The 19487-nt window shown below is 69.4% G+C and carries 21 protein-coding genes; 15 read left to right on the top strand and 6 right to left on the bottom strand.

Features of this window, described 5'->3' with window-relative positions; genetic code table 11:
- Window positions 1–14: 14 nt before the first annotated feature.
- Window positions 15–581, top strand: coding sequence for an FxsA family protein (locus HDA39_RS10670; protein WP_184795066.1), 567 nt, complete (start codon window positions 15–17; stop codon window positions 579–581).
- Window positions 582–853: 272 nt separating this feature from the next.
- On the opposite strand, the gene HDA39_RS10665 is transcribed toward HDA39_RS10670, so the two are convergent.
- Complete coding sequence (locus HDA39_RS10665; protein WP_184795065.1) at window positions 854–1237, bottom strand: RNA polymerase-binding protein RbpA; 384 nt, start codon at window positions 1235–1237, stop codon at window positions 854–856.
- Between the two features lie 238 nt (window positions 1238–1475).
- Between HDA39_RS10665 and HDA39_RS10660 the strand changes: the two genes are divergently transcribed.
- From HDA39_RS10660 to HDA39_RS10645, 4 genes are read left to right on the top strand one after another with little or no spacing between them, the layout of a single operon-like run.
- A complete protein-coding gene (locus tag HDA39_RS10660; RefSeq protein WP_184795064.1) occupies window positions 1476–2822 on the top strand; it encodes an efflux RND transporter periplasmic adaptor subunit in 1347 nt (448 codons plus the stop codon).
- Window positions 2812–3504 (top strand): ABC transporter ATP-binding protein, encoded by a 693-nt coding sequence (locus HDA39_RS10655; RefSeq protein WP_337925701.1) that lies wholly within the window; start codon window positions 2812–2814, stop codon window positions 3502–3504. Before HDA39_RS10660 ends, HDA39_RS10655 begins: the two co-directional genes overlap by 11 nt.
- On the top strand, window positions 3504–4733 hold the full coding sequence (locus HDA39_RS10650) for an ABC transporter permease (protein WP_184795063.1): 1230 nt from the start codon (window positions 3504–3506) through the stop codon (window positions 4731–4733). The genes HDA39_RS10655 and HDA39_RS10650 overlap by 1 nt, the downstream gene beginning before the upstream one ends.
- Window positions 4734–4746: 13 nt before the next feature.
- Window positions 4747–5283, top strand: coding sequence for a DUF5666 domain-containing protein (locus tag HDA39_RS10645; protein ID WP_184795062.1), 537 nt, complete (start codon window positions 4747–4749; stop codon window positions 5281–5283).
- On the opposite strand, the gene HDA39_RS10640 is transcribed toward HDA39_RS10645, so the two are convergent.
- A complete protein-coding gene (locus tag HDA39_RS10640) occupies window positions 5280–6653 on the bottom strand; it encodes an MFS transporter (RefSeq protein ID WP_184795061.1) in 1374 nt (457 codons plus the stop codon). The genes HDA39_RS10645 and HDA39_RS10640 overlap by 4 nt on opposite strands.
- Window positions 6654–6717: 64 nt before the next feature.
- Window positions 6718–7470, bottom strand: a complete 753-nt coding sequence (locus HDA39_RS10635) for a glycerophosphodiester phosphodiesterase (RefSeq protein ID WP_184795060.1) — start codon at window positions 7468–7470, stop codon at window positions 6718–6720.
- Between the two features lie 26 nt (window positions 7471–7496).
- Here HDA39_RS10635 and HDA39_RS10630 point away from each other — a divergent pair, with 26 nt between their 5' ends.
- Entirely contained in the window at window positions 7497–8630 is a 1134-nt protein-coding gene (locus HDA39_RS10630) for an aminotransferase class V-fold PLP-dependent enzyme (RefSeq protein WP_184795059.1), read from the top strand.
- Here HDA39_RS10630 and HDA39_RS10625 read toward each other — a convergent pair.
- Window positions 8591–9277, bottom strand: a complete 687-nt coding sequence (locus HDA39_RS10625) for a GntR family transcriptional regulator (RefSeq protein WP_184795058.1) — start codon at window positions 9275–9277, stop codon at window positions 8591–8593. The genes HDA39_RS10630 and HDA39_RS10625 overlap by 40 nt on opposite strands.
- Window positions 9278–9370: 93 nt before the next feature.
- Between HDA39_RS10625 and HDA39_RS43660 the strand changes: the two genes are divergently transcribed.
- The 9 genes from HDA39_RS43660 (at window position 9371) to HDA39_RS10580 (ending at window position 17716) form a co-directional block, all read left to right on the top strand.
- Window positions 9371–10279: an NAD(P)-binding domain-containing protein gene (locus tag HDA39_RS43660; RefSeq protein WP_184795057.1), complete on the top strand. Its 909-nt coding sequence runs from the start codon at window positions 9371–9373 to the stop codon at window positions 10277–10279.
- Window positions 10276–11172: a carbohydrate ABC transporter permease gene (locus HDA39_RS10615; RefSeq protein ID WP_202892935.1), complete on the top strand. Its 897-nt coding sequence runs from the start codon at window positions 10276–10278 to the stop codon at window positions 11170–11172. The genes HDA39_RS43660 and HDA39_RS10615 overlap by 4 nt, the downstream gene beginning before the upstream one ends.
- A complete protein-coding gene (locus HDA39_RS10610) occupies window positions 11169–12050 on the top strand; it encodes a carbohydrate ABC transporter permease (protein ID WP_184795056.1) in 882 nt (293 codons plus the stop codon). Before HDA39_RS10615 ends, HDA39_RS10610 begins: the two co-directional genes overlap by 4 nt.
- Window positions 12051–12063: 13 nt before the next feature.
- Window positions 12064–13398, top strand: coding sequence for an ABC transporter substrate-binding protein (locus tag HDA39_RS10605; RefSeq protein ID WP_184795055.1), 1335 nt, complete (start codon window positions 12064–12066; stop codon window positions 13396–13398).
- Entirely contained in the window at window positions 13398–14591 is a 1194-nt protein-coding gene (locus HDA39_RS10600; RefSeq protein WP_184795054.1) for a CaiB/BaiF CoA transferase family protein, read from the top strand. Before HDA39_RS10605 ends, HDA39_RS10600 begins: the two co-directional genes overlap by 1 nt.
- Entirely contained in the window at window positions 14588–15361 is a 774-nt protein-coding gene (locus tag HDA39_RS10595) for an enoyl-CoA hydratase (protein WP_184795053.1), read from the top strand. The genes HDA39_RS10600 and HDA39_RS10595 overlap by 4 nt, the downstream gene beginning before the upstream one ends.
- Window positions 15358–16185, top strand: coding sequence for an amidohydrolase family protein (locus tag HDA39_RS10590; RefSeq protein ID WP_184795052.1), 828 nt, complete (start codon window positions 15358–15360; stop codon window positions 16183–16185). The genes HDA39_RS10595 and HDA39_RS10590 overlap by 4 nt, the downstream gene beginning before the upstream one ends.
- A gap of 11 nt (window positions 16186–16196) precedes the next feature.
- Complete coding sequence (locus HDA39_RS10585; protein ID WP_184795051.1) at window positions 16197–16934, top strand: RraA family protein; 738 nt, start codon at window positions 16197–16199, stop codon at window positions 16932–16934.
- A 143-nt stretch (window positions 16935–17077) separates the two neighbouring features.
- Window positions 17078–17716 (top strand): class I SAM-dependent methyltransferase, encoded by a 639-nt coding sequence (locus HDA39_RS10580; protein ID WP_184795050.1) that lies wholly within the window; start codon window positions 17078–17080, stop codon window positions 17714–17716.
- On the opposite strand, the gene HDA39_RS10575 is transcribed toward HDA39_RS10580, so the two are convergent.
- Together HDA39_RS10575 and HDA39_RS10570 are read right to left on the bottom strand one after the other, a co-directional pair.
- Window positions 17713–18564: an ABC transporter permease subunit gene (locus HDA39_RS10575; RefSeq protein WP_184795049.1), complete on the bottom strand. Its 852-nt coding sequence runs from the start codon at window positions 18562–18564 to the stop codon at window positions 17713–17715. The genes HDA39_RS10580 and HDA39_RS10575 overlap by 4 nt on opposite strands.
- The gene (locus tag HDA39_RS10570; RefSeq protein ID WP_184795048.1) at window positions 18561–19487 is read right to left on the bottom strand and encodes an ABC transporter permease subunit; all 927 of its coding nucleotides are present in this window, start codon (window positions 19485–19487) and stop codon (window positions 18561–18563) included. The genes HDA39_RS10575 and HDA39_RS10570 overlap by 4 nt, the downstream gene beginning before the upstream one ends.

The raw sequence follows: 19487 nt of genomic DNA, 5'->3' as shown, positions 1-19487 counted from the left end.
AGGAGAGGTGCACGATGAGCAACGTGTCCGGTAGACCCACGCGCAAGACCCGAGGCCTGCCCTGGTTCGTCGCGGCGGCGTTGCTGGTGGTCCCGATCGTGGAGATCTACGTGATCATCCAGGTCGGCCAGGTGATCGGCGGCTGGCCCACGGTCGGGCTGCTGCTGGTGGAGAGCGCGCTCGGCGCGTGGCTGATCAAGCGCGAGGGCCGGCGGGCGTCCGCCGCGCTGAAGACGGCGCTGGACACCGGCCGGATGCCCGGCAAGGAGTTGGCCGACGCGGCGCTGCTGCTGGTCGGCGGCACGCTGCTGCTGACGCCGGGGTTCGTCACGGACATCTTCGGCTTCTTCTTCGTGCTGCCGTTCACCCGCCCGCTCGCGCGCCGGGTGCTGTCGGGCTTCCTCGGCCGCCGCATCGTCTCCCAGCTCGGCGGCAACCCGATCACCGGCTTCATGCCCGGCACCTACCGCCCACCCACCGCCGACCAGGCCGAGGGACAGCGGCAGCGCAACGACGACGACGTCGTCCAGGGCGAGGTCGTCGACCCGGACCGTCCACAGGACCAAGGGCGTGTCTCCTGATTCCCGCCTACTGCGCGGCACTCGGCACGGCACCTCAGCGCACTGGAGCAAAGACCACGATGGAAAAACATCGAGGCCTTCACTCCAGCACGCTGAGCTACCGCACCGAGCACCTGCTCGCTACGGCGGGAATTAGGAGACACGCCCTAGTGACCGACGTCACGGCCCGCGACACGCGCTGAGCCGGCCGGGCGGGCGCTGCGAGGGCTCCGGACACAGCGAACGGGCCGTTCCGCGACACTGCGGAACGGCCCGTTCGAGCGTGCTGTGGGTCAGGCGGTGCGCTTGCCCGTGGTGCGGGCCCGGTGCAGGTGCGCCGGGCCGATCTCGCCGTTGCGGAGCAGCTGGACGCGCTCGGCGAGCAGCTCCTCGAGCTCGGAGATGCTCCGGCGCTCACGCAGCATATCCCAGTGCGTACGAGCGGGCTTCTCCTGCTTCGGCTCCGGCTTCTCACCGGTCGAACGGGCGGCTTCGCTGCCGCAGTGAGGGCACTCCCAGATCGCGGGGACCTCGGCGTCGTGCGCCATCGTCACCTCGACCACGTGACCGCGCGGGCAGTCGTAAGTGATCATCTGGCGCGGCGCGAACTCCACACCACGGTCGTCCTCGAAGCTGACCCCACCCAGCCCCGAACCACGCAGAACGCGATTAGACATGTCAAACCTCCGAGATTTCGTCATCCGTACCAACGGTCGGCCGGTGCGGATCATTCCCATTTTGGCATGCCCGAGGCCAAGGTACGCACCTGACGAGCCCGTCGTGACCCGGTGTCATCGTGTGTTCACAGTTGACTGTGTGTCCCATACCACACTCTGAAACGAGCAGCCGCATTCACAGCCAGTTGCCAGCAAGCCAGGATCCATTCCTCAGCAAGTCTCTCTAGCGTCACGATCCATGGTTCTCCCACGCCACAAACTCCGTGGCCTCAGCCTGCTCAACGTGGCCCTGATCGCGGTGGTGCTGGTCGTTGCCGTCGCCGCCTACCTGCTGTTCTTCCGGGACGAGTCGGAGGCGGCCGGTACGACGCGCCCGAGCGTCGCCGTCGCCCGCGGCGAGGTGGTCGCGAGCGTCAGCTCGAGCGGCACCCTGCAGAGTTCCCAGTCGGCGTCACCGCAGTTCGCGACGTCGGGAACGGTGACGGCGGTGTACGTGAAGGTCGGCCAGGTGGTCGCCAAGAACGCGGCGCTGGCCAGGATCGACCCGGCGCCGGCCGAGCGGCAGGTCCGCATCGCCGAGCAGAACCAGATCGCCGCGGACAACTCCGTCGACGCGGCCTCGGAGTCGCTCGACGACGCCGAACAGGCGGCCGAGGACGCGGAGGAGGCGTCAGCGACGCCGACCACTAGCCCGAGCACGGGGGAGACGGCAGGCGCCGGCCAGGGACAGACCTCGAGCGCCGGGCAGAGCCAGGACCCGGCCATCGCCGTGACCAACGCGAAGGCGAGCCTGGCTCGGGCGAAGGCCGACAAGGAGCAGGCCGACCAGAACCTGGAGGCCGCGCAGGCGGCGGTCGCCGCGACGACGCTGCGGGCGCCGATCGCCAGCACGATCACCGCCGTGAACGGGAGTGTCGGTTCGGTCGCCGGGTCGGGGTCGAGCGGGAGCTCCGGTTCTGCCGGTGGCGGCTCGGGCTCGGGTACGGCTTCAGGCGCCACGACCTCGACCTCTACCTCAGGGTTCGTCGATCTCGCCGACCTGAAGGCCCTGCAGGTGGTCGCCGCGTTCCCGGAGGCGGACGCGATCAAGATCAAGGCGAAGCAGTCGGCGACCGTCACGCTCAACGCCGACCCGGGGACCACGTTGACGGCGACGCTGGTGTCGGTCTCGCCGACGCCGACGACCACCAACGGCGTCGTCTCGTACTCGGCGACGTTCAGCCTCGCCAAGCTCCCGGCCGGCGCGCGGATCGGGCAGACGGCGAACGTCGCCGTCCAGACCGCGAAGGCGGCGAACGCCCTCTACGTGCCGAGTACGGCGGTCGTCACGTCCGGTACGACGCACACCGTGACGCTCGCCGACGGAACGAGCCGCGAAGTGCAGGTCGGCGTACAGGGCGGGAGCTTCACCGAGATCAAGTCGGGCCTGGACGAGGGCGAGCAGGTCGAGCTGCTGCAGGGCGCGGTCGGGGCGACCGGCGCCGGACAGGGGCGGACCGGGCAGTTCCCGGCCGGTCAGGGTGGTCAGCTTCCTGGTGGCTTCGGTCAAGGCGGGCAGGGCGGAGGAGCGAACCGTGGCCGCTGACGCCCTGATCGAGATCCGGGAGGTCTCGAAGACGTACGGCGCGGGCGAGACCGCCGTGCACGCGCTGCGCGGGGTGTCGCTGCGGGTCCACGCCGGCGACTACGTCGCGGTGATGGGCTCGTCCGGCTCCGGCAAGTCGACGTTGATGAACATCCTCGGCTGCCTCGACGTCCCGAGCCGCGGCGAGTACTGGCTGGACGGCACGAACGTCGCGCGGCTGTCCGAGGACCAGCAGGCCCTGGTCCGCGGGCGCAAGATCGGTTTCGTCTTCCAGTCGTTCAACCTGATCCCGCGCACGAGTGCGTTGGCGAACGTCGAGCTGCCGCTCACGTACGCCGAGCTGCGCCGCGCGGAGCGCCGCGCACGAGCGCGCCGGGCACTCGAGCTGGTCGGGCTCGCCGACCGTGAGGACCATCGCCCGAACCAACTCTCGGGCGGTCAGCAGCAACGCGTCGCGATCGCCCGTGCCCTCGCGACCGGCCCGCGGATCCTGCTCGCCGACGAACCGACCGGCAACCTGGACGCGCACTCGACCGACGAGGTGCTCGGCCTGTTCGACGCGCTCAACGCCGAGGGCCGGACGGTCGTCGTGATCACCCACGAGGACGAGGTGGCCCAGCGGGCCCGACGGCTGGTCCAGGTCTCCGACGGCCGGATCGTCGCCGACGAGGTGACCCGCTGATGTCACCCCGCGACCTGTTCGGGGCCGCGCTGCGCGGTCTCGGCGCCAACAAGCTGCGCTCGCTGCTGACCGTGCTCGGCGTCTCGATCGGGGTCGGTGCCGTCATCGTGCTCGTTGCGGTCGGCAACGGCTCGGGCCGGGCCGTGCAGGACCAGTTGGAGGCCATGGGCACCAATCTGCTGACCGTGTCCTCGTCCGGTGGAGGCGGCGGGTTCGCGCGCGGCCAGGCCGGTCCGTCCGCGCAGCAGTACGCGCTGACGACGGACGACGCCGAGGCGCTCGCCGACGACCGCCTCGCGCCCGACATCGCTGCCGTCGCTCCGGTGATGACCAGCACCGGTACGGCGACCAACGGCGACACCAGCTACACCGTCAACCAGGTGATCGGTACGACGCCCGAGTACCTGCCGGCGACCAACACTCCGGTCGGGACCGGCCGCGCGTTCACCCAGCAGGACGTGGACTCCTCGGCCCGCGTGATCCTGCTCGGCCAGACCGCGGCGAGCGAACTGTTCACCCGCCCGGCGGCCGCGGTCGGCCAGACCGTCAAGCTCGGCGCGGTCGACTTCGTCGTCCTCGGAGTGCTGGCGAGCAAGGACAGCACCGGGTTCGCCGACCCGAACGCGGCGGTCGTCGTACCGATCAGCACCTTGCGCTCGACCCAGGCCGGGTACGGCGCCCTGAACCAGATCGTCGTCCAGGCGGCGAGCAAGGACCGGGTCGACGTCGCGCAGGCCGAGGTGACGCAGTTGCTCGCGGCAAGGCACCAGGTGCCGGCGACGCAGACGTCTCCGTTCCGGATCACGAACTCGGCGCAGATCCTGCAGACCAGCCAGGACACCGCGGCGACGTTCACCGCGCTGCTCGCGACGGTGGCGGCGATCAGCCTGGTCGTGGGCGGGATCGGCGTCACCAACATCATGCTCGTCACGGTCACCGAGCGGACCCGGGAGATCGGGATCCGCAAGGCGCTCGGCGCGCGGCGGCGGGCGGTCCTCGGCCAGTTCCTGATCGAGGCGACGCTGCTCAGCCTGATCGGCGGCGCGGTCGGCGTGGCGGCGGCGCTGGTGGTCAGCCGTTTCGAGCTGGCCGGCGTCCAGCCGGTGCTGGTGCCGTCGTCGATCGCGCTCGCGTTCGGCGTGTCCGCGGCCGTCGGGCTCTTCTTCGGCAGCATGCCGGCGCACCGCGCGGCCGGTCTCCGTCCCATCGATGCCTTGCGGCACGAATGAGAAAGGTTCGTCCATGAGCAACCAGACTCCCGACGACTTCGCCCAGATCGGGTCCGACCAGGAGGTCGAGGCGGCGCTGAGGCCGCAGAAGACGTTCAAGTTGCCGGTGGCAACAGCCGTCCTGAGCGGCGTCGTCGTACTGGCCATTGGCCTGGCCGGTGGTGCGGGGCTGCACGCGGCCTTCGCCTCCGACAGCCCGGCGCCCCAGGCCGGCCGAGGGGCCGGCGGCTACGGCGGCTTCCGCGGCCAAGGCGGGGGACAGGGTGGCGGCCCGGGCCCCGGTGCCGCGAACGCGGCGGTCGGCACGGTCGTCTCCGCGGCCGACGGCAAGCTCGTCGTGAAGACCCAGAACGGCGACGTCACCGTGAAGCTGACCGGCGACACGGCGTACGAGATCAGCAGCAAGGGGTCGGCGACGGACCTGAAGGCGGGCGAGCAAGTGGTCGTCAGCGGAGAAACGGCTGACGGGACGCTCACCGCCCGCACCGTCCGGCAGGGCGGGATCGCCGGGTTCGGACGGACCCCGAACCCGACGGCCTCGCCGCGCTAGACCAGCGTGGGCTGGGCGTTGCCGGCTTCCCTGATGCCTCGGCGCATGTCCACACGCGAGAGCAGGACCAGGCCGATCAGGAAGAACAGCCCGAGCGCGACGATCGCCGGCCGGTAGGAACCGGTGATCTGGTGGACCAGGCCGAAGACGAGGGTGCCGAGCCACGAGGTGCCGCGCTCTCCGGCCTGGTACAGGCTGAAGTACTCGGCCTCGCGGCCCTTCGGGATCAGCTGGCTGAACGCCGACCGCGAGAGCGCCTGCGTGCCGCCGAGCACGAGGCCGATCGCGACGCCCATCGCCAGGAACGGCACGATCTGCTTCTCCGGCAGCGTGAAGCCGGCGATCACGATCACCATCCACACGACCAGCCCGCCCATGATCGTGCGGTGCGACCCGTACCGGCGGGCGAACCGGCCGAAGCCGATCGCGCCGAAGAACGCGACGAACTGGACCAGCAGGATGGTCATGATCAGCACCTGGGTCTCGAACCCGAGCTGCTTCTCGCCGTACGTCGAGGAGACCGCGATGACGGTCTGGATCCCGTCGTTGAAGAACAGGTACGCGACCAGGAACAGCAGCGTCATCGGGTACGTGCGAAGGTGTTTCAAGGTCGCGCCGAGCTGGCCGAAGCTCTGCCGGACCATCGACCCGCTGCGCACCTGGACGACGCCGGTCGGCGGCCGGTTGCGCAGCTTGACGAACGGGACGAACGTGAACAGCCCCCACCACAACCCCGCGCTGAGCAGACTCAGCCGGACGGCGGTGCCCTGACTCATCCCGAGCGCGTCGTGCGCGGTCACCACGCCGAGGTTGATCGACAGCAGGATGAACCCGCCGAGGTAGCCGAACGCCCAGGCGCGCGAGGACACGTCGTCGCGGTCGTCCGGTGGCGCGATGTCGATCAGGATCGAGTCGTAGACCACCATCGACGAGCCCAGGCACAGGTTCCCGATGAACAGCAGCAACGCGCCGAGGGCCCACCGCCCGTCGGTCACGAAGACCATCGAACTCGCCGCGATCGCGCCGGCCCACGCGAACCCGCACATCAGCAGCTTCTTGCGCGGCGACCGGTCGGCGATCGCGCCGACGATCGGCAGGAACAGCGCCGAGACCAGCGTCGCGACCGTGACGACGTAGAAGGCCAGCGACCCCGGCGAGACGCCGAGGCCGAGGATCTCCAGGTTGGTGCGGCACGGGTCCTCCGTGGTCCCGACCCGGCCGCAGGCCGCCTGCTCGGCGACCGAGGTCAGGTACGGCGCGAACAGCACCGTGCCGGTGGTCGTCACGTAGCCGGAGTTCGCCCAGTCGTAGAGGCTGAAGCCCCAGTACTCACGTTTGTCGACGGCCGCCGGGGCCGACAGAAGTCCCATGCGCAGGAGTGTCTCAGGTCAAGGAGTCGTTCGGAGGGCCGATCGGTAACACTTCAGGACCTGATCACGGCCACTGCCCACGCTCGATCAGTACGTCGCGCAGCAGGTCGGTCCGGTCGGTGATGAGGCCGTCGACGCCCGCGTCGAGCAGCCGGTGCATCGCGGCCGGGTCGTCGATCGTCCAGACGTGCACCTGCTTGCCCAGGGCATGCGCCCGGCGAAGCAGTCCGGGAGTGAGGACGCGCAGGCGCCCGTACACCTCGGGGATCTGCAGGCACGCGCCCGGCGACGACAGCCGGAACGGCGCGAACCGCAGCCGGGCGATCTCGTTTTGCCCGAAGCCGGTCGCCAGCCGTGGCCCGAGCTCCCGCCGGATCCGCTGCACCCGCGCCTGGGAGAACGACGACACGCAGACCCGGTCGATCGCGCCGGTCTCCCGCAGTACGGCGGCCGCCGGCCCGACGCCGTTGTCGGCCTTGATGTCCAGGTTGAGCCGGACGTCCGGGAACTCCTCCAGCACGTCGGTGAGCAGCGGGATCGGCTCGTGCCCGTTGATCCGCGCCTGGCCGACCTCCGACCAGGGCAGCTCGGCGATCACGCCGGTCCGGTCGGTGACCCGGTCGAGCCGGTGGTCGTGGAAGGCGACGACGACGCCGTCCCTGGTCGCGTGCAGGTCGGTCTCGAGGTAGCGGTACCCGAGTTTCACCGCGTGCGCGAAGGCGCGCAGGGAGTTCTCGTAGCCGAGGTTGTCCGGGTGCAACGCGCCGCCGCGGTGGGCCATCGCGATCGGCCCCTCGTGGTCGAGGTAGGGGTACACAGGCCAGATTATGTACCGTGGTGACGGTGAAGGATCTCAGCCCCCGCCCCGACCTGTGGTCCCTCGACCCCGACGTCCTGCACCTGAACCACGGCTCGTACGGCGCTGTTCCGCGCCGCACCCAGGAGCTGCTGGCCAGGCTGCGGACCGAGACCGAGGCCAATCCCATGCTCTGGTTCCGGTCCGTCGCCGACCGGTTGACCACGAGCCGCCTGGAACTGGCCCGGTTCCTCGGCACCGACCCGGCCGGCTTCGCCCTGCTGCCGAACGCGAGCGCCGGCGTGACCGCCGCGCTCGCCGCGATCCCGATCCGGCCCGGCAGCCGGATCGTGCTCACCGACCACATCTACGGCGCCGTCCGGTACGCCGCCGAGCGGATCGCGCGCGCACGGCAGGCCGAGGTGGTCGTCGTCGAGATTCCGCTGGAGGCCGACGACGACACGGTGGTCGCGGCGATCAGCGCCGCGCTCGACGAGCGGACGGCGGCGTTGATCGTCGACCAGATCAGCTCGGGTACGGCGATGGTGTTCCCGATCAGACGGCTGGCCGAGGCCTGCGGCGGCATCCCGCTGATCGTCGACGGCGCCCACGCGCCGGCCCTGCTGGACTCACCGGCGCAGGACGGCGCCGACTTCTGGACCGGGAACTTCCACAAGTGGCCGGCCGCGCCGCGAGGCACCGCCGGTCTGGTCGTCGCCGAGAAGTGGCGGGAGGCGACCCTCCCGCTGATCGTGTCCTGGTCCGAGTACGACGAACGCCTGCCGGAACGTTTCGACATGCAGGGCACCTACGACTACGCGACCTGGATCGCGGCCGCGGAGTCGCTGCGCGTGCTCGCCGACCTCGACTGGCCGGCCCGCCGTCCGCAACTGACCACGCTGGTAGAGAACGGCGCGCAGCTCCTGGCCAAAGCGGTCGGCACCGACCTGCCCGACGTCGCGCACCCCGCCGCGACGATGCGGCTGGTCGAGATCCCGTTCGACGCGACCCGGTCGCCGGACGCGGGGGAGGCGTTCAAGATCCGGGTGTCGCGGGAGCTGAAGGCCGAGATCACGCTCACCGGGTTCGACGAGCGGATCTTCGTCCGGCTGTCCGCGCACGCCTACAACAGCCTGCGCGACTACGAACTGCTGGCCTCGCGGCTGCCGACGTTGCTCTGAATCTCGCTGAACGAGCGCTCCCCGTGCACCGCGAGCTCGGCCAGGACGGCGGCCGGGTCGCCGGCCTCGACCAGGTCGAGCAGCGTGCGGTGCCGGGCGACGTGCTCGTGCAAGTCCTCGTAGAAGTGCTCGCGGGCGTAGAGGTTGCGGGCCATGCAGAGCAGCAACTGCTGCTGCACCGACGCGTAGGCCTCTTCGAGCCGGCGGTGACCGGCGAGTGCGACCAGCGACGAGTGGAACTTGTAGCCGGCCTGGACCAGGCTGCCGCGATCCTCGGCGGAGGCGCAGCGTTCCATCTCGAGCAGGGCGTCCTGAGCGACCTTGAGCCGCTCGGTCTTCTGCACCGGCACACCTAGCTCGACCGCCAGCCGCTCCAGCGCCGAGCGCAGGGTGAGGATCTCGAAGACGTCCTGATCGGTGAGCGTGGCCACCGTCGAGCCGCGCCGCGGCCGGGTGACGATCAGTCCTTCCTGCTCGAGCACGCGCAGCGCCTCGCGCAGGGGAGGGCGGCTGATCCCGAGCTGCTCGGTGAGCCGCTCCTCGATCAACCGCTCGCCCTCGGCCAGCTCCCCGGCCAGGATCATCCGGCGGATCGCGTTGGCCGCGAGCTGCACGAGGCTGGGCGACTGCAGCTGGTGCTCTGTCATGGCGGTCATTCTTCCCTGAGATCTTGTGGGCGTCGACTATCTATTGTAGACAATAGTTCATAGACGGTGGCGGGACGGACTGGAGGCGCGTTCGTGGCCCAAGACATCAACCGCAGGACGAGCATCGGCTTCGTCGGGCTGGGCAATCTGGGTCGGCCGATGGCCGAGTCCCTGCTCCGCGACGGCTGGTCGCTGAAGCTGCACGACGAGGATCCGCGGCGCGCCGAAGAGCTGGCCGAGAGAGCGGGCGCGGCAGCGGCTGCTCAGGCGGCCGAGGGAGTCGGCACGGCAGGAGCTGCTGAGGTGGTTGCCGGGCCGGCCGAGCTGGCCGGCTGTGCGGCGGTCGCGCTGGCGGTGCCGGACGACGACGCGGTCGCCGAGATCCTCGACGAGCTGGTCCCGCTCCTGGCGGCCGGATCAGTCGTCCTCGTCCACAGCACGATCCTTCCGGCGACTGCCCGCCGGCTGGCGCTGCAGGCGGAGGTGCGCGAGATCGGGCTGCTCGACGTACCGGTCAGCGGGGGAGCGGAGCGGGCGCTCACCGGTTCTCTGACGGTGATGGCCGGAGGCAGGGGCGAGGTGCTCGAACAGGCCCGGCCGGTGCTCGATTCTGTGGCCGAGACCGTGCTGCATGTGGGGCCCTCGGGTGCCGGGGCGGCGGTGAAACTGGCGAACCAGTTGATGATGTTCGCCGCGCTGGCCGGTGTGCAGGAAGCGCTCGAGCTGGCCGGCGCGTACGGCGTACCGGAGCAAACCGTGCTCGACGCGGTGTCCACGAGCACCGGCGATTCGTGGATCACCCGGAACTGGGGCTTCTTCGACCGGGTCGCCAAGGCCTACGACGACGCCGGTACTCCCGTGCGGAACCGGCCGTGGAGCAAGGACCTGTGGGACGTCGTCGCGGCCGCCCGGGAATCCGATGTGCAGGTGCCGTTGGCGGGCCTGCTCGCGCAGCAGCTGGCCGACCAGGTGGAAGCGCACGCCCGGAAGAGCGACTCATGAAGAACACGCGGACCGGACGCGAGGGGCTGACGGCGTACCTGTTCCTGAGCCCGTGGCTGCTGGGCATCGTGCTGCTGACGATCGGGCCGATGCTCTATTCGGCGTACCTCGCCTTCACCAGCTACGACCTGCTCAGCGCGCCGCGGTGGATCGGGCTCGACAACTTCCGCCGGATGTTCACCGCCGACCCGCGGTACCTGTCGTCGGTCAAGGTGACGCTCCTGTACGTCGGGGTGTCGGTCCCGCTGCTGCTGGTCGTCTCGATGATCCTGGCGCTGCTGCTGAACAAAGGGATCAAGTTCCTCTCCGGCTACCGCGCGCTGTTCTACCTGCCGTCGCTGATGGGCGCGAGCGTCGCGATCGCGGTGCTCTGGCGGCAGATCTTCGGCAGCACCGGGCTGGTGAACCAGGTGCTCGCGCTGTTCGGCATCACCCACGGCAGCTGGGTCGGCAGCCCCGGTACGGCGTTGTGGACGATCGTGACGCTGAACCTCTGGGCGTTCGGCGCGACGATGATCATCTTCCTGGCCGGGCTGCGGCAGGTCCCGGCCGAGCTGCACGAGGCGGCCGCGGTCGACGGCGCCGGGCCGATCCGCCGGTTCTTCAGCGTCACGCTGCCGCTGATGACGCCGCTGATCTTCTTCAACCTGCTGCTCGACACGATCCACGCGTTCCAGGCGTTCACGGGGGCGTTCGTGGTCAGCCGCGGATCCGGTGGGCCGGCCGACTCGACGCTGTTCTACACGTTGTACCTGTACCAGCAGGGATTCGCCGAGCTGAAGATGGGCTACGCGTCGGCGATGGCGTGGGCGCTGGTCGTCGTCCTCGGGCTGTTCACCGGGTTCCTGTTCCTGACCGCCAAGCGCTGGGTGTACTACGGGGACGAGCGATGACGACCGTGTCGGTCGGCGCCCGCCCGTTCTTCGGCCGGCGCGCGACGCGGAACCCGCTGGTGATCGGTCTGCTGCGGCACGCGCTGCTGATCGGCGTACTGATCGTGATGCTGTACCCGGTCGTGTGGATGGTCGCGGCGTCGTTCCGGCCGTCGGCCGAGGTGATGAACAGCCTCGGGCTGTTCTCGAAGAACTACACGCTGGACAACTACAAGCACGGCTGGAGCGCGGGCCAGCTGAACTTCTCCCGCTACTTCCTGAACTCGATCGCGATCACCGCGCTGTCGATCGTCGGCAACCTGGTCTCCTGCTCGCTGACGGCGTACGCGTTCGCGCGGCTGGAGTTCCCGTTCAAGCGGATCCTGTTCGGGGTGCTGCTGGCCACGATGCTGCTGCCGTACCACGTCACGCTGGTGCCGCAGTACATCTTGTTCAACGAGCTGGCCTGGATGAACACCTACCTGCCGCTGGTCGTCCCGAAGTGGCTCGGCGTCGAGGCGTTCTTCGTCTTTCTGATGGTCCAGTTCATCCGCACCCTGCCGCGCGAGCTGGACGACGCGGCCCGGATCGACGGCTGCGGGCACTGGCGCACCTTCAGCCGGATCATCATGCCGCTGGCCCTGCCGGCGCTCGGCACCACCGCGCTGTTCACGTTCATCGCGAGCTGGAACGACTTTCTCGGCCCGCTGCTCTACCTGAACCGGCCCGAGCAGTGGACGGTCTCGCTCGGCCTCAACTCGTTCCTGGACGTCACCGGCGAATCGGCGTACGGCTCGCTGTTCGCGATGTCCACGCTCGCCCTGGCTCCGATCGTCGGCTTCTTCCTGGGGGCGCAGAAGCTGCTGATCGAGGGCGTCGCCACCACCGGCCTCAAGTGACTGGAGATCTTCGATGAAACGCACTCGTACGGCGGCGCTCGCCACGGCCGCGCTCCTGGTGGTTGCCGGATGCAACGGTACGTCGGTCGGCGACACCGCCGGCGGGGACACTCCAGGACAGGACGGCAAGGGTGACATCACGGGCAGCCTGCAGCTCACCTTCTGGGGCGGCGCGAACCGGGCGGCCAAGACCAACGCGGTGGCCGACATGTTCATCAAGGCGCATGCGGGCGTGACGATCGACCGGCAGAACGCCGACTTCGGCAACTACTTCAACAAGCTGAACATCCAGGCCTCCAGCAAGACGCTGCCGTGCGTGATGCAGCTCCAGGGCCGCCAGCTGAACGACTACACCAAGCGCAAGGTGCTGCTCCCGCTCGACCCGATGATCGAGTCGGGTGCGATCAAGGTCGACGACATCCCGAAGGAGGTCGTCGACACCGGGCGCGGACCGGACGGCAAGCTCTACTTCCTGCCGTACGGCGCGGCGTACGACGCGGTCGGGGTGAACGAGACGCTCGCCCAGCAGGCCGGGATCGGGCTGCCTCCCGACGGCTACGACTGGAAGAAGTACACCGACTGGATCGCCTCGGCCAAGGGCAAGCTGCCCGGGGGCGTCTTCACCTCGGGGTCGCGTGGCGGCGTACCGAACTACTTCATCGCGTACCAGCTGGCCAACGGCAAGCAGCTCTTCACCGACGACGGCAAGCTCGGCTTCACCAAGGAGTCGCTCGTCGAGTACTGGGAGATGTGGGAGAAGCTGCGCAAGGACGGCGTCACGATGGGCGCCGACGCGCAGGCCGACGAGCCCGAGGGCGCCGAGCAGAACTTCATCGCGCAGGGCCGGGTGATGACCGACAGCATGCCCGGCAACGCGCTGACCCCGGCCTCGGCGACGCTCGCCGGGAAGGCCGGCGGGCAGAAGCTGACGACGCTGCCGATGCCGTCCGGGCCGAGTGGATCGGGCAACGCGATCTTCACCTCGGGCTTCGCGATCCCGACGAACTGCGACAACGTGCCGACCGCGGCGGCGTTCATCGACTTCTTCACCAACGACCTGGAGGCCGGCAAGTCGTTCAAGTCCGACAACGGCGCGGCCACGAACCAGAAGGTGCTGCAGGCCCAGATCGACGACCCGGCGCTGACGGCGCTGAAGAAGCACGAGCTGGAGCTGTACGCCGAGATCGTGGCGAAGAAGCCGCCGACGATCTTGTACCCGCCGGGCTACCAGGCGACGTTCGAGTCGGCGTACACGCGGGCGTACGAGGAGATTGCCTTCGGCAAGAAGACCGTGCAGCAGGCGGCGGACTCGTTCTTCACCGAGGCGAACGCCGGACTGGGCGGCTGATGACGGACACGACGGGGGATGCCGGTCCGGCGGGCGCTGCTGCGCTCGGGCCGCCGGGGGCGCTCCACGGGTTGCGGGTGCTCGATCTCACCCAGGTGATGGCCGGGCCGTTCTGCACGATGCTGCTGGCCGATCTCGGCGCCGACGTGATCAAGATCGAGAACCCCGCGGCGGGTGACCAGACCCGGCGGTCGTGGGGCTACTCGGTGCACGGCGAAGACAGCCGGGCGTTCCTCGCGCTGAACCGGAACAAGCGCAGCGTCGTACTGGATCTGAAGGCGGCCGGCGATCTCGCGTCATTCCGGCGGCTGGTGCTGAGCGCGGATGTGGTGGTGGAGAACTTCCGGCCGGGCGTGACCGAGCGGCTGGGGGTGGACTACCCGACGCTCGCCGCCCTCAACCCGCGACTGATCTACGCCAGCGTCTCCGGCTTCGGCCAGACCGGCCCGTACGCCGACCGGCCGGGCTACGACCTGATCGCGCAGGCGATGTCGGGCGTGATGAGCATCACCGGCGCACCGGGCGGCGAGCCGATGAAGTCGGGGCTACCGGTCGGGGATCTCGGCGCCGGGCTGTTCTGCGCCTTCGGGATCGTCTCGGCCGTGCACGCGCGGGAGCGGACGGGCGTCGGGCAGTACGTCGAGACGTCGCTGTTCGAGGCGGCGCTGGCGATGTCGGTGTGGGAGTCGACGGAGTACTGGGCGACGGGGCAGGTGCCGCAGCCGCTCGGGTCGGCGAACCGGATGTCGGCGCCGTACCAGGCGTTGCGGACGAAGGACGGTCACCTCACGCTGGGGGCGAACAACGAGCGCCTTTGGCAACGACTCTGTACCGCTCTGGAGGTCACCGACTTGCTCACCGACTCACGCTTCCTGACGAACACCGACCGGATGGCTCACCGCGACGAGCTGGCCGGCGTACTGGAGGATCGGCTGGCCGCCGCGACGACCGATGAATGGGTCGCGCTGCTGCTGGCGGCCGGGGTGCCGGCCGGGCCGATCCGGGACTACGCGTATGTGCTCGACGAGGATCCGCACGTGCGGGCTCGGGGGATGGTGCAGGAGATCGATCACCCGGTGGAGGGGAAGGTGCGGGTGCTGGGGTCGCCGGTTCATCTGAGTGGGACGCCGGTGCGGATCCGACGGCATCCACCGTTGCTCGGCGAGCACACGGAGGAGGTGCTGGGCGAGTGAGCGGGCTCGAGATCGAGCGCGACGGCGCGATTCTTCGGCTGACTCTGTCCAATCCTGAACGGCGTAATGCGATCACTTGGCCGATGTACGACGGACTGTCTTCGGTCGAGGCACTGGTGGCTGAGGACCGGGGGATTCGGGTCGTCGTACTGCGGGGCGCCGGCGGGAAGGCGTTCGCGGCGGGGACGGACATCCGGCAGTTCGCGGACTTCACGACGGGGGAGCAGGGGGTCGAGTACGAGCGGCGGATCGCCGCGGTGCTGACGAGCTTGTTGCGGGTCCGCGTGCCGGTGGTTGGGGTGGTCCAGGGGCCGGCCGTCGGTGCCGGCCTGGCACTGGCCGCCTGCTGCGACCTGGTCGTCGCCACCCCGGACGCGGTCTTCGGCGCCCCCGTCGCCCGCACGCTCGGCAACACCCTCCCGCCCCTGGTCATCGCCCGCCTCCAGCAACGCCTTGGTGCTGGCCGGACGATGGCTCTCCTGCTGACCGCGGGCCTGATGCCGTCCTCGGAGGCGGCGATCGCAGGCTTCGTCACGGAGGTGATCGAGCGCGAGGACCTGGACGAGCGGGTCGAGCAGCTCCTCGCGGTGATCTGCGCCAACGCACCGCTGACGCTGGCCTCGATGAAGGAGTTCGACCGCCGCATCCTCCGCGACGGAGCCTTCGTCGACGGCGAGGACGTACTGGCGGAGGTCTACGCCAGCCGAGACTTCCAGGCCGGCGTCAAGGCCTTCCTGGCCCACGAGGACATCGAGTGGGAGGGCCGATGATCGTCGACGCCCACCACCACTTCTGGCGGGTAGCCGCCCAGGAACAACCGTGGCGAGACCACCGCCACGGCGCGATCGCCCGCGACTACACCCCGGAGGACCTGGCCACCGAGCTGGCCCGCACAGGTGTAGACCGCACAGTCCTCATCCAGTCGGTCGACGAACCCACCGAGAACGACAGGCTGCTGCAGTACGCCGAAGCGTCGTACGTAGGCGCGGTCGTCGGCTGGCTGCCGCTGGCCGACCCGAAGGCGGCACGGCGGGAGATCGACCGCATTGGTGGGCTGGAGAAATTCAGTGGTGTGCGGTGTCTTGTCGGGCGGGATCCGTTGGAGTGGTTGCCCGACTCGGTCGGGCTGTTTCGTGAGTTGGCTGCTGCGGGGATTGCGTGGGATGTGGTGCCGGTGACCGCCGCGCAGACCAAGGCGGTGCTCGGGTTGGCGGACGCCGTACCGGAGTTGCGGATTGTGGTGGATCACCTGGCGCGGCCTCCGGTGGACAGCGGGGGATGGGAGCCGTGGGCGGGGCTGGTGCGGGAGTTGGCGGGGTGTCCTCGGGTGGGGATGAAGGTTTCGTTGGGGATCGATCTGCTGACCGAGCTCACCGCGTGGCCGGAGCTCCGGAGATATCTCGCGTGGGTGGTGGAGTGCTTCGGCGCCGAGCGGCTGATGGTGGCGAGCAACTGGCCCGTGGTGTTGCTGCGGGCGTCGTACGGCGAAGCGTGGGGGCACCTGCGGGCGGCGCTCGCGGACGTGCTGGGGGACGGGGACGAACTTGCGGCCGTGCTCGGAGGCACGGCCGCTGACTACTACCGGATCAACTGAAGGGTCTGCGCATGACTGCCACTGCCAACGCCAACGATCTGAGCAGCTTGTACCAGCACCTGCGGGTGGTGGACGTCGCCGACGCGCTCGACGGGATCGGGTACTTCGACATCGGGCTGATGTCGCCCGACGTGCGCCCGCTGTGGCTGGGGATGAAGTTCTGGGGGCCGGCGGCAACGATTCGCGCGGTGCCGTCGAACCGGCCGATGTGGAAGCTCGACAGCACCCAGGACATCGTCGAGGCGCACCGGATCTGGTTCGAGGAGACCGGCAACGTGAAGCTGCCCGGTGATCTCGCGCCGGGGCACGTGGTGGTGATGGACGCCGGCGGCGGCAAGGAGGTCGGCTTCTGGGGCTCGGAGAACGGGATGGGCGCGGTGCAGAACGGCGCGGCCGGGATCGTCACCGACGGGTACTGCCGCGACACCGCCGAGATCGTCGCCCAGCGGACGCCGATCGCCTCCCGCGCTCGGGGCCGGACGATCATCCCGGGCCGGATCAAGGTGGTCGAGACCCAGGCGACGATCGCCTGCGGCGGGACGCAGGTGAGCCCCGGCGACCTGATCGGCTGTGACGACGACGGCATCATCGTCGTACCGGCGGACGTCGCCGAGGAGGTCGCCGTACACGCCCGCGCGATCCTGCTCGCCGACATGCGCGCCCGCCGCAAGAAGTACGAGGCCCTCGGCATGAAGCCTGACAGCTCAGTCGACTACGAGGCGATCGAGCGCTACTACGACGGAGTCTGAACCCGCCGGTGCGCCGCCTGCGGCGGCGCACCGGCGGGGAGGGAAGGCGGGGTCGCGCTCCGCCCTCCCCTCCAATTCCCGCCCGCGCCGCCGCAGGCGGCGCGGGCGGGAATTGTCGGTGGCGATGACTAACCTGCTCGGCTATGACCTCGTACCTGGAGAGCACCCGGAACTCCTACAACACCGTCGCCGCCGACTACCACCAGCTCGTCGCCCCTCGGTTCGACGACCCGTACCACCGCGCGATCCTCGGCCTGTACGGCGACCTGCTGGCCGCCGGTGACGCCGGCCCGGTGGGCGACCTGGGCTGCGGCCCCGGCCACGTCACGGCGTACCTGGCGGAGCTCGGCATGGACGCCTTCGGGATGGATCTGTCCCCGGCGATGGTCGACTTCGCACGCCAGGAGTACGCCGACCTGCGCTTCGAGGTCGGCTCCCTGCTCGACCTCCCGCTCCCGGACAACGGGCTCGCCGGCGCGCTCGCGTTCTACTCGCTCGTGCACACCCCGGCCGAGGACCTGCCGACGGCGTTCGCCGAGATCCACCGCGTCCTCACACCCGGCGGCCTGTTCCTCTACGGCTTCAAGGCAGGCACCGGCACCTACCACCTGACCGAGGGCTACGGCCACCCGATCGAGCTCGACGTCTACGCCTACGAGCCGGCCGCGATCCACGAACTGCTGGTCGCGGCCGGCTTCGAAGAGGTCACCCGGCTGACCCGCCCGGCGATCGCCCCCGAGAAGACGGACCAGGCGTTCCTCATCTACCGCAAGCCCGCCTAGCCCTTCACCGCCCCCGAGGTCATCCCGGCGACGATCTGGCGGTTGAAGAACAGGAACATGATCAGCGGCGGCACGGTGATCAGCAGGATGTTCATGAACAGCAGGTTGTACTGCGTGTTGAACTGACTCTGGAAGTTGAACAGCGTCAGCTGCACGGTGGCGTTCTGGTCGCCGGGCAGGAAGTAGAGCGGGTTCACGAAGTCGTTGAACACGTTCACCGACTGCACGACGACCACCGTCACGATCACCGACCGCAGCAGCGGGAAGATCACCCGGAAGAACAGCCGCAGCGGACCGGCCCCGTCGATCACCGCCGCCTCGTCCAACTCCCGAGGGATGGTCGCGACGAACGCCCGGAACAGCAGGATGCAGAACGACAGCCCGAACGCGATCTCGATCAGGATCAGCCCGGTCATCGTCCGGAACAGCTGCAGCCCCTGCAGCACCCAGATCGTCGGTACGACGGCCGGCGGGATGATCAGTCCCGACAGCACGATGAAGTTGATGAACGGGTTCCACCGCGACCGCCGCCGCTGCAGCACGAACCCGACCATCGCCGCGAGCACCACCATCCCGGTGACGCTGACCGCCGTCAGCACCGTCGAGTTGATGAACGCGATCACCAGCATGTAGTCGCGTGCCTTGACCACCGCGACGAAGTTCTCCACGAACTGGAACTGGTGCGGCCAGGAGAAGTCCAGCAGCGAGGCCTGCTGCCGGTCCTTGACCGCGGTCAGCACGATGAAGACGAACGGGATCACGAACACCACGAACGACGCGACGATCGCGACCGCGCTGAGCAGGTAGTTGCGGCCCGGCTTGTGGTTGACGAGCTCCGCCGTACTCACAGCTCCACCTCCTTCCGGTTGAGGAACCAGAACAGCGGCAGCACCACCGCGGTGACCACGACGAACAGCACGACGTTGCCCGCCGTCGACAGCCCGTAGAACCCGGCCTGGTACTGCTTGTAGATCACCGACGCGATCACGTCCGAGGTGAACCCCGGTCCGCCCCGCGTCATCGCCCAGATCAGGTCGAACGACCGCAGCCCGCCGATCAGCGACAAGATGATCACGGTCACCGTGGCCGGCCGGGACAGCGGCAGCACGATCCGCCGGAAGGTCTCGAACGACCCGGCGCCGTCGACCCGCGCGGCCTCCATGTACTCCCGCGGGATCGACACGATGCCCGCGATGTAGATCAGCGTCGCGAGCCCGACGCCCTTCCAGATGTCGACCAGCGCGACCGACAGCAGCGCCCACTTCGGGTCGGTCAGCCAGCCGGGGCCGTTGATGCCGATCACCTCGAGCGCGCCGTTGATCAGGCCGCGCTCGGGGTTCATCAGGACGGTGAAGGTGAGCCCGACACCGATCGTGCTGACCAGCACCGGGAAGAACACCACCGACCGCAGGTAGCCCCGCCCGATGATGCGCGAGGTCAGCAGGACGGCGAGCAGCAGCCCGAGCACCACCTTCGACCCGGACGTCACGACGGCGAAGATCAGCGTGTTGGTGAAGCCCTTGATCAGCTGCGGCTCCTGGAAGAACAGCTGGAAGTTCTCCAGCCCGATGAACTTCGACTCGAACAGGCTCCAGCGGGTCAGGCTGAAGTAGAGCGACGCGAAGGTCGGGACCACGAACAGCACGCCGTAGATCACGGCCGCCGGCAGGTAGAACCAGTTCGAGTACGGCGAGTAGACCTTCCCCCCGGCCGCCGAAGCGGCCGGGGACGCTGCGCTACGCGAGCGCGGCTTGACCGAGGTGGTTGCCAC

Source organism: Kribbella italica (assembly GCF_014205135.1).
GTDB classification, from domain to species: domain Bacteria; phylum Actinomycetota; class Actinomycetes; order Propionibacteriales; family Kribbellaceae; genus Kribbella; species Kribbella italica.
The sequence above is the reverse complement of the archived record's forward strand: the minus strand, read 5'-3'. Positions and strand labels throughout refer to the sequence as shown.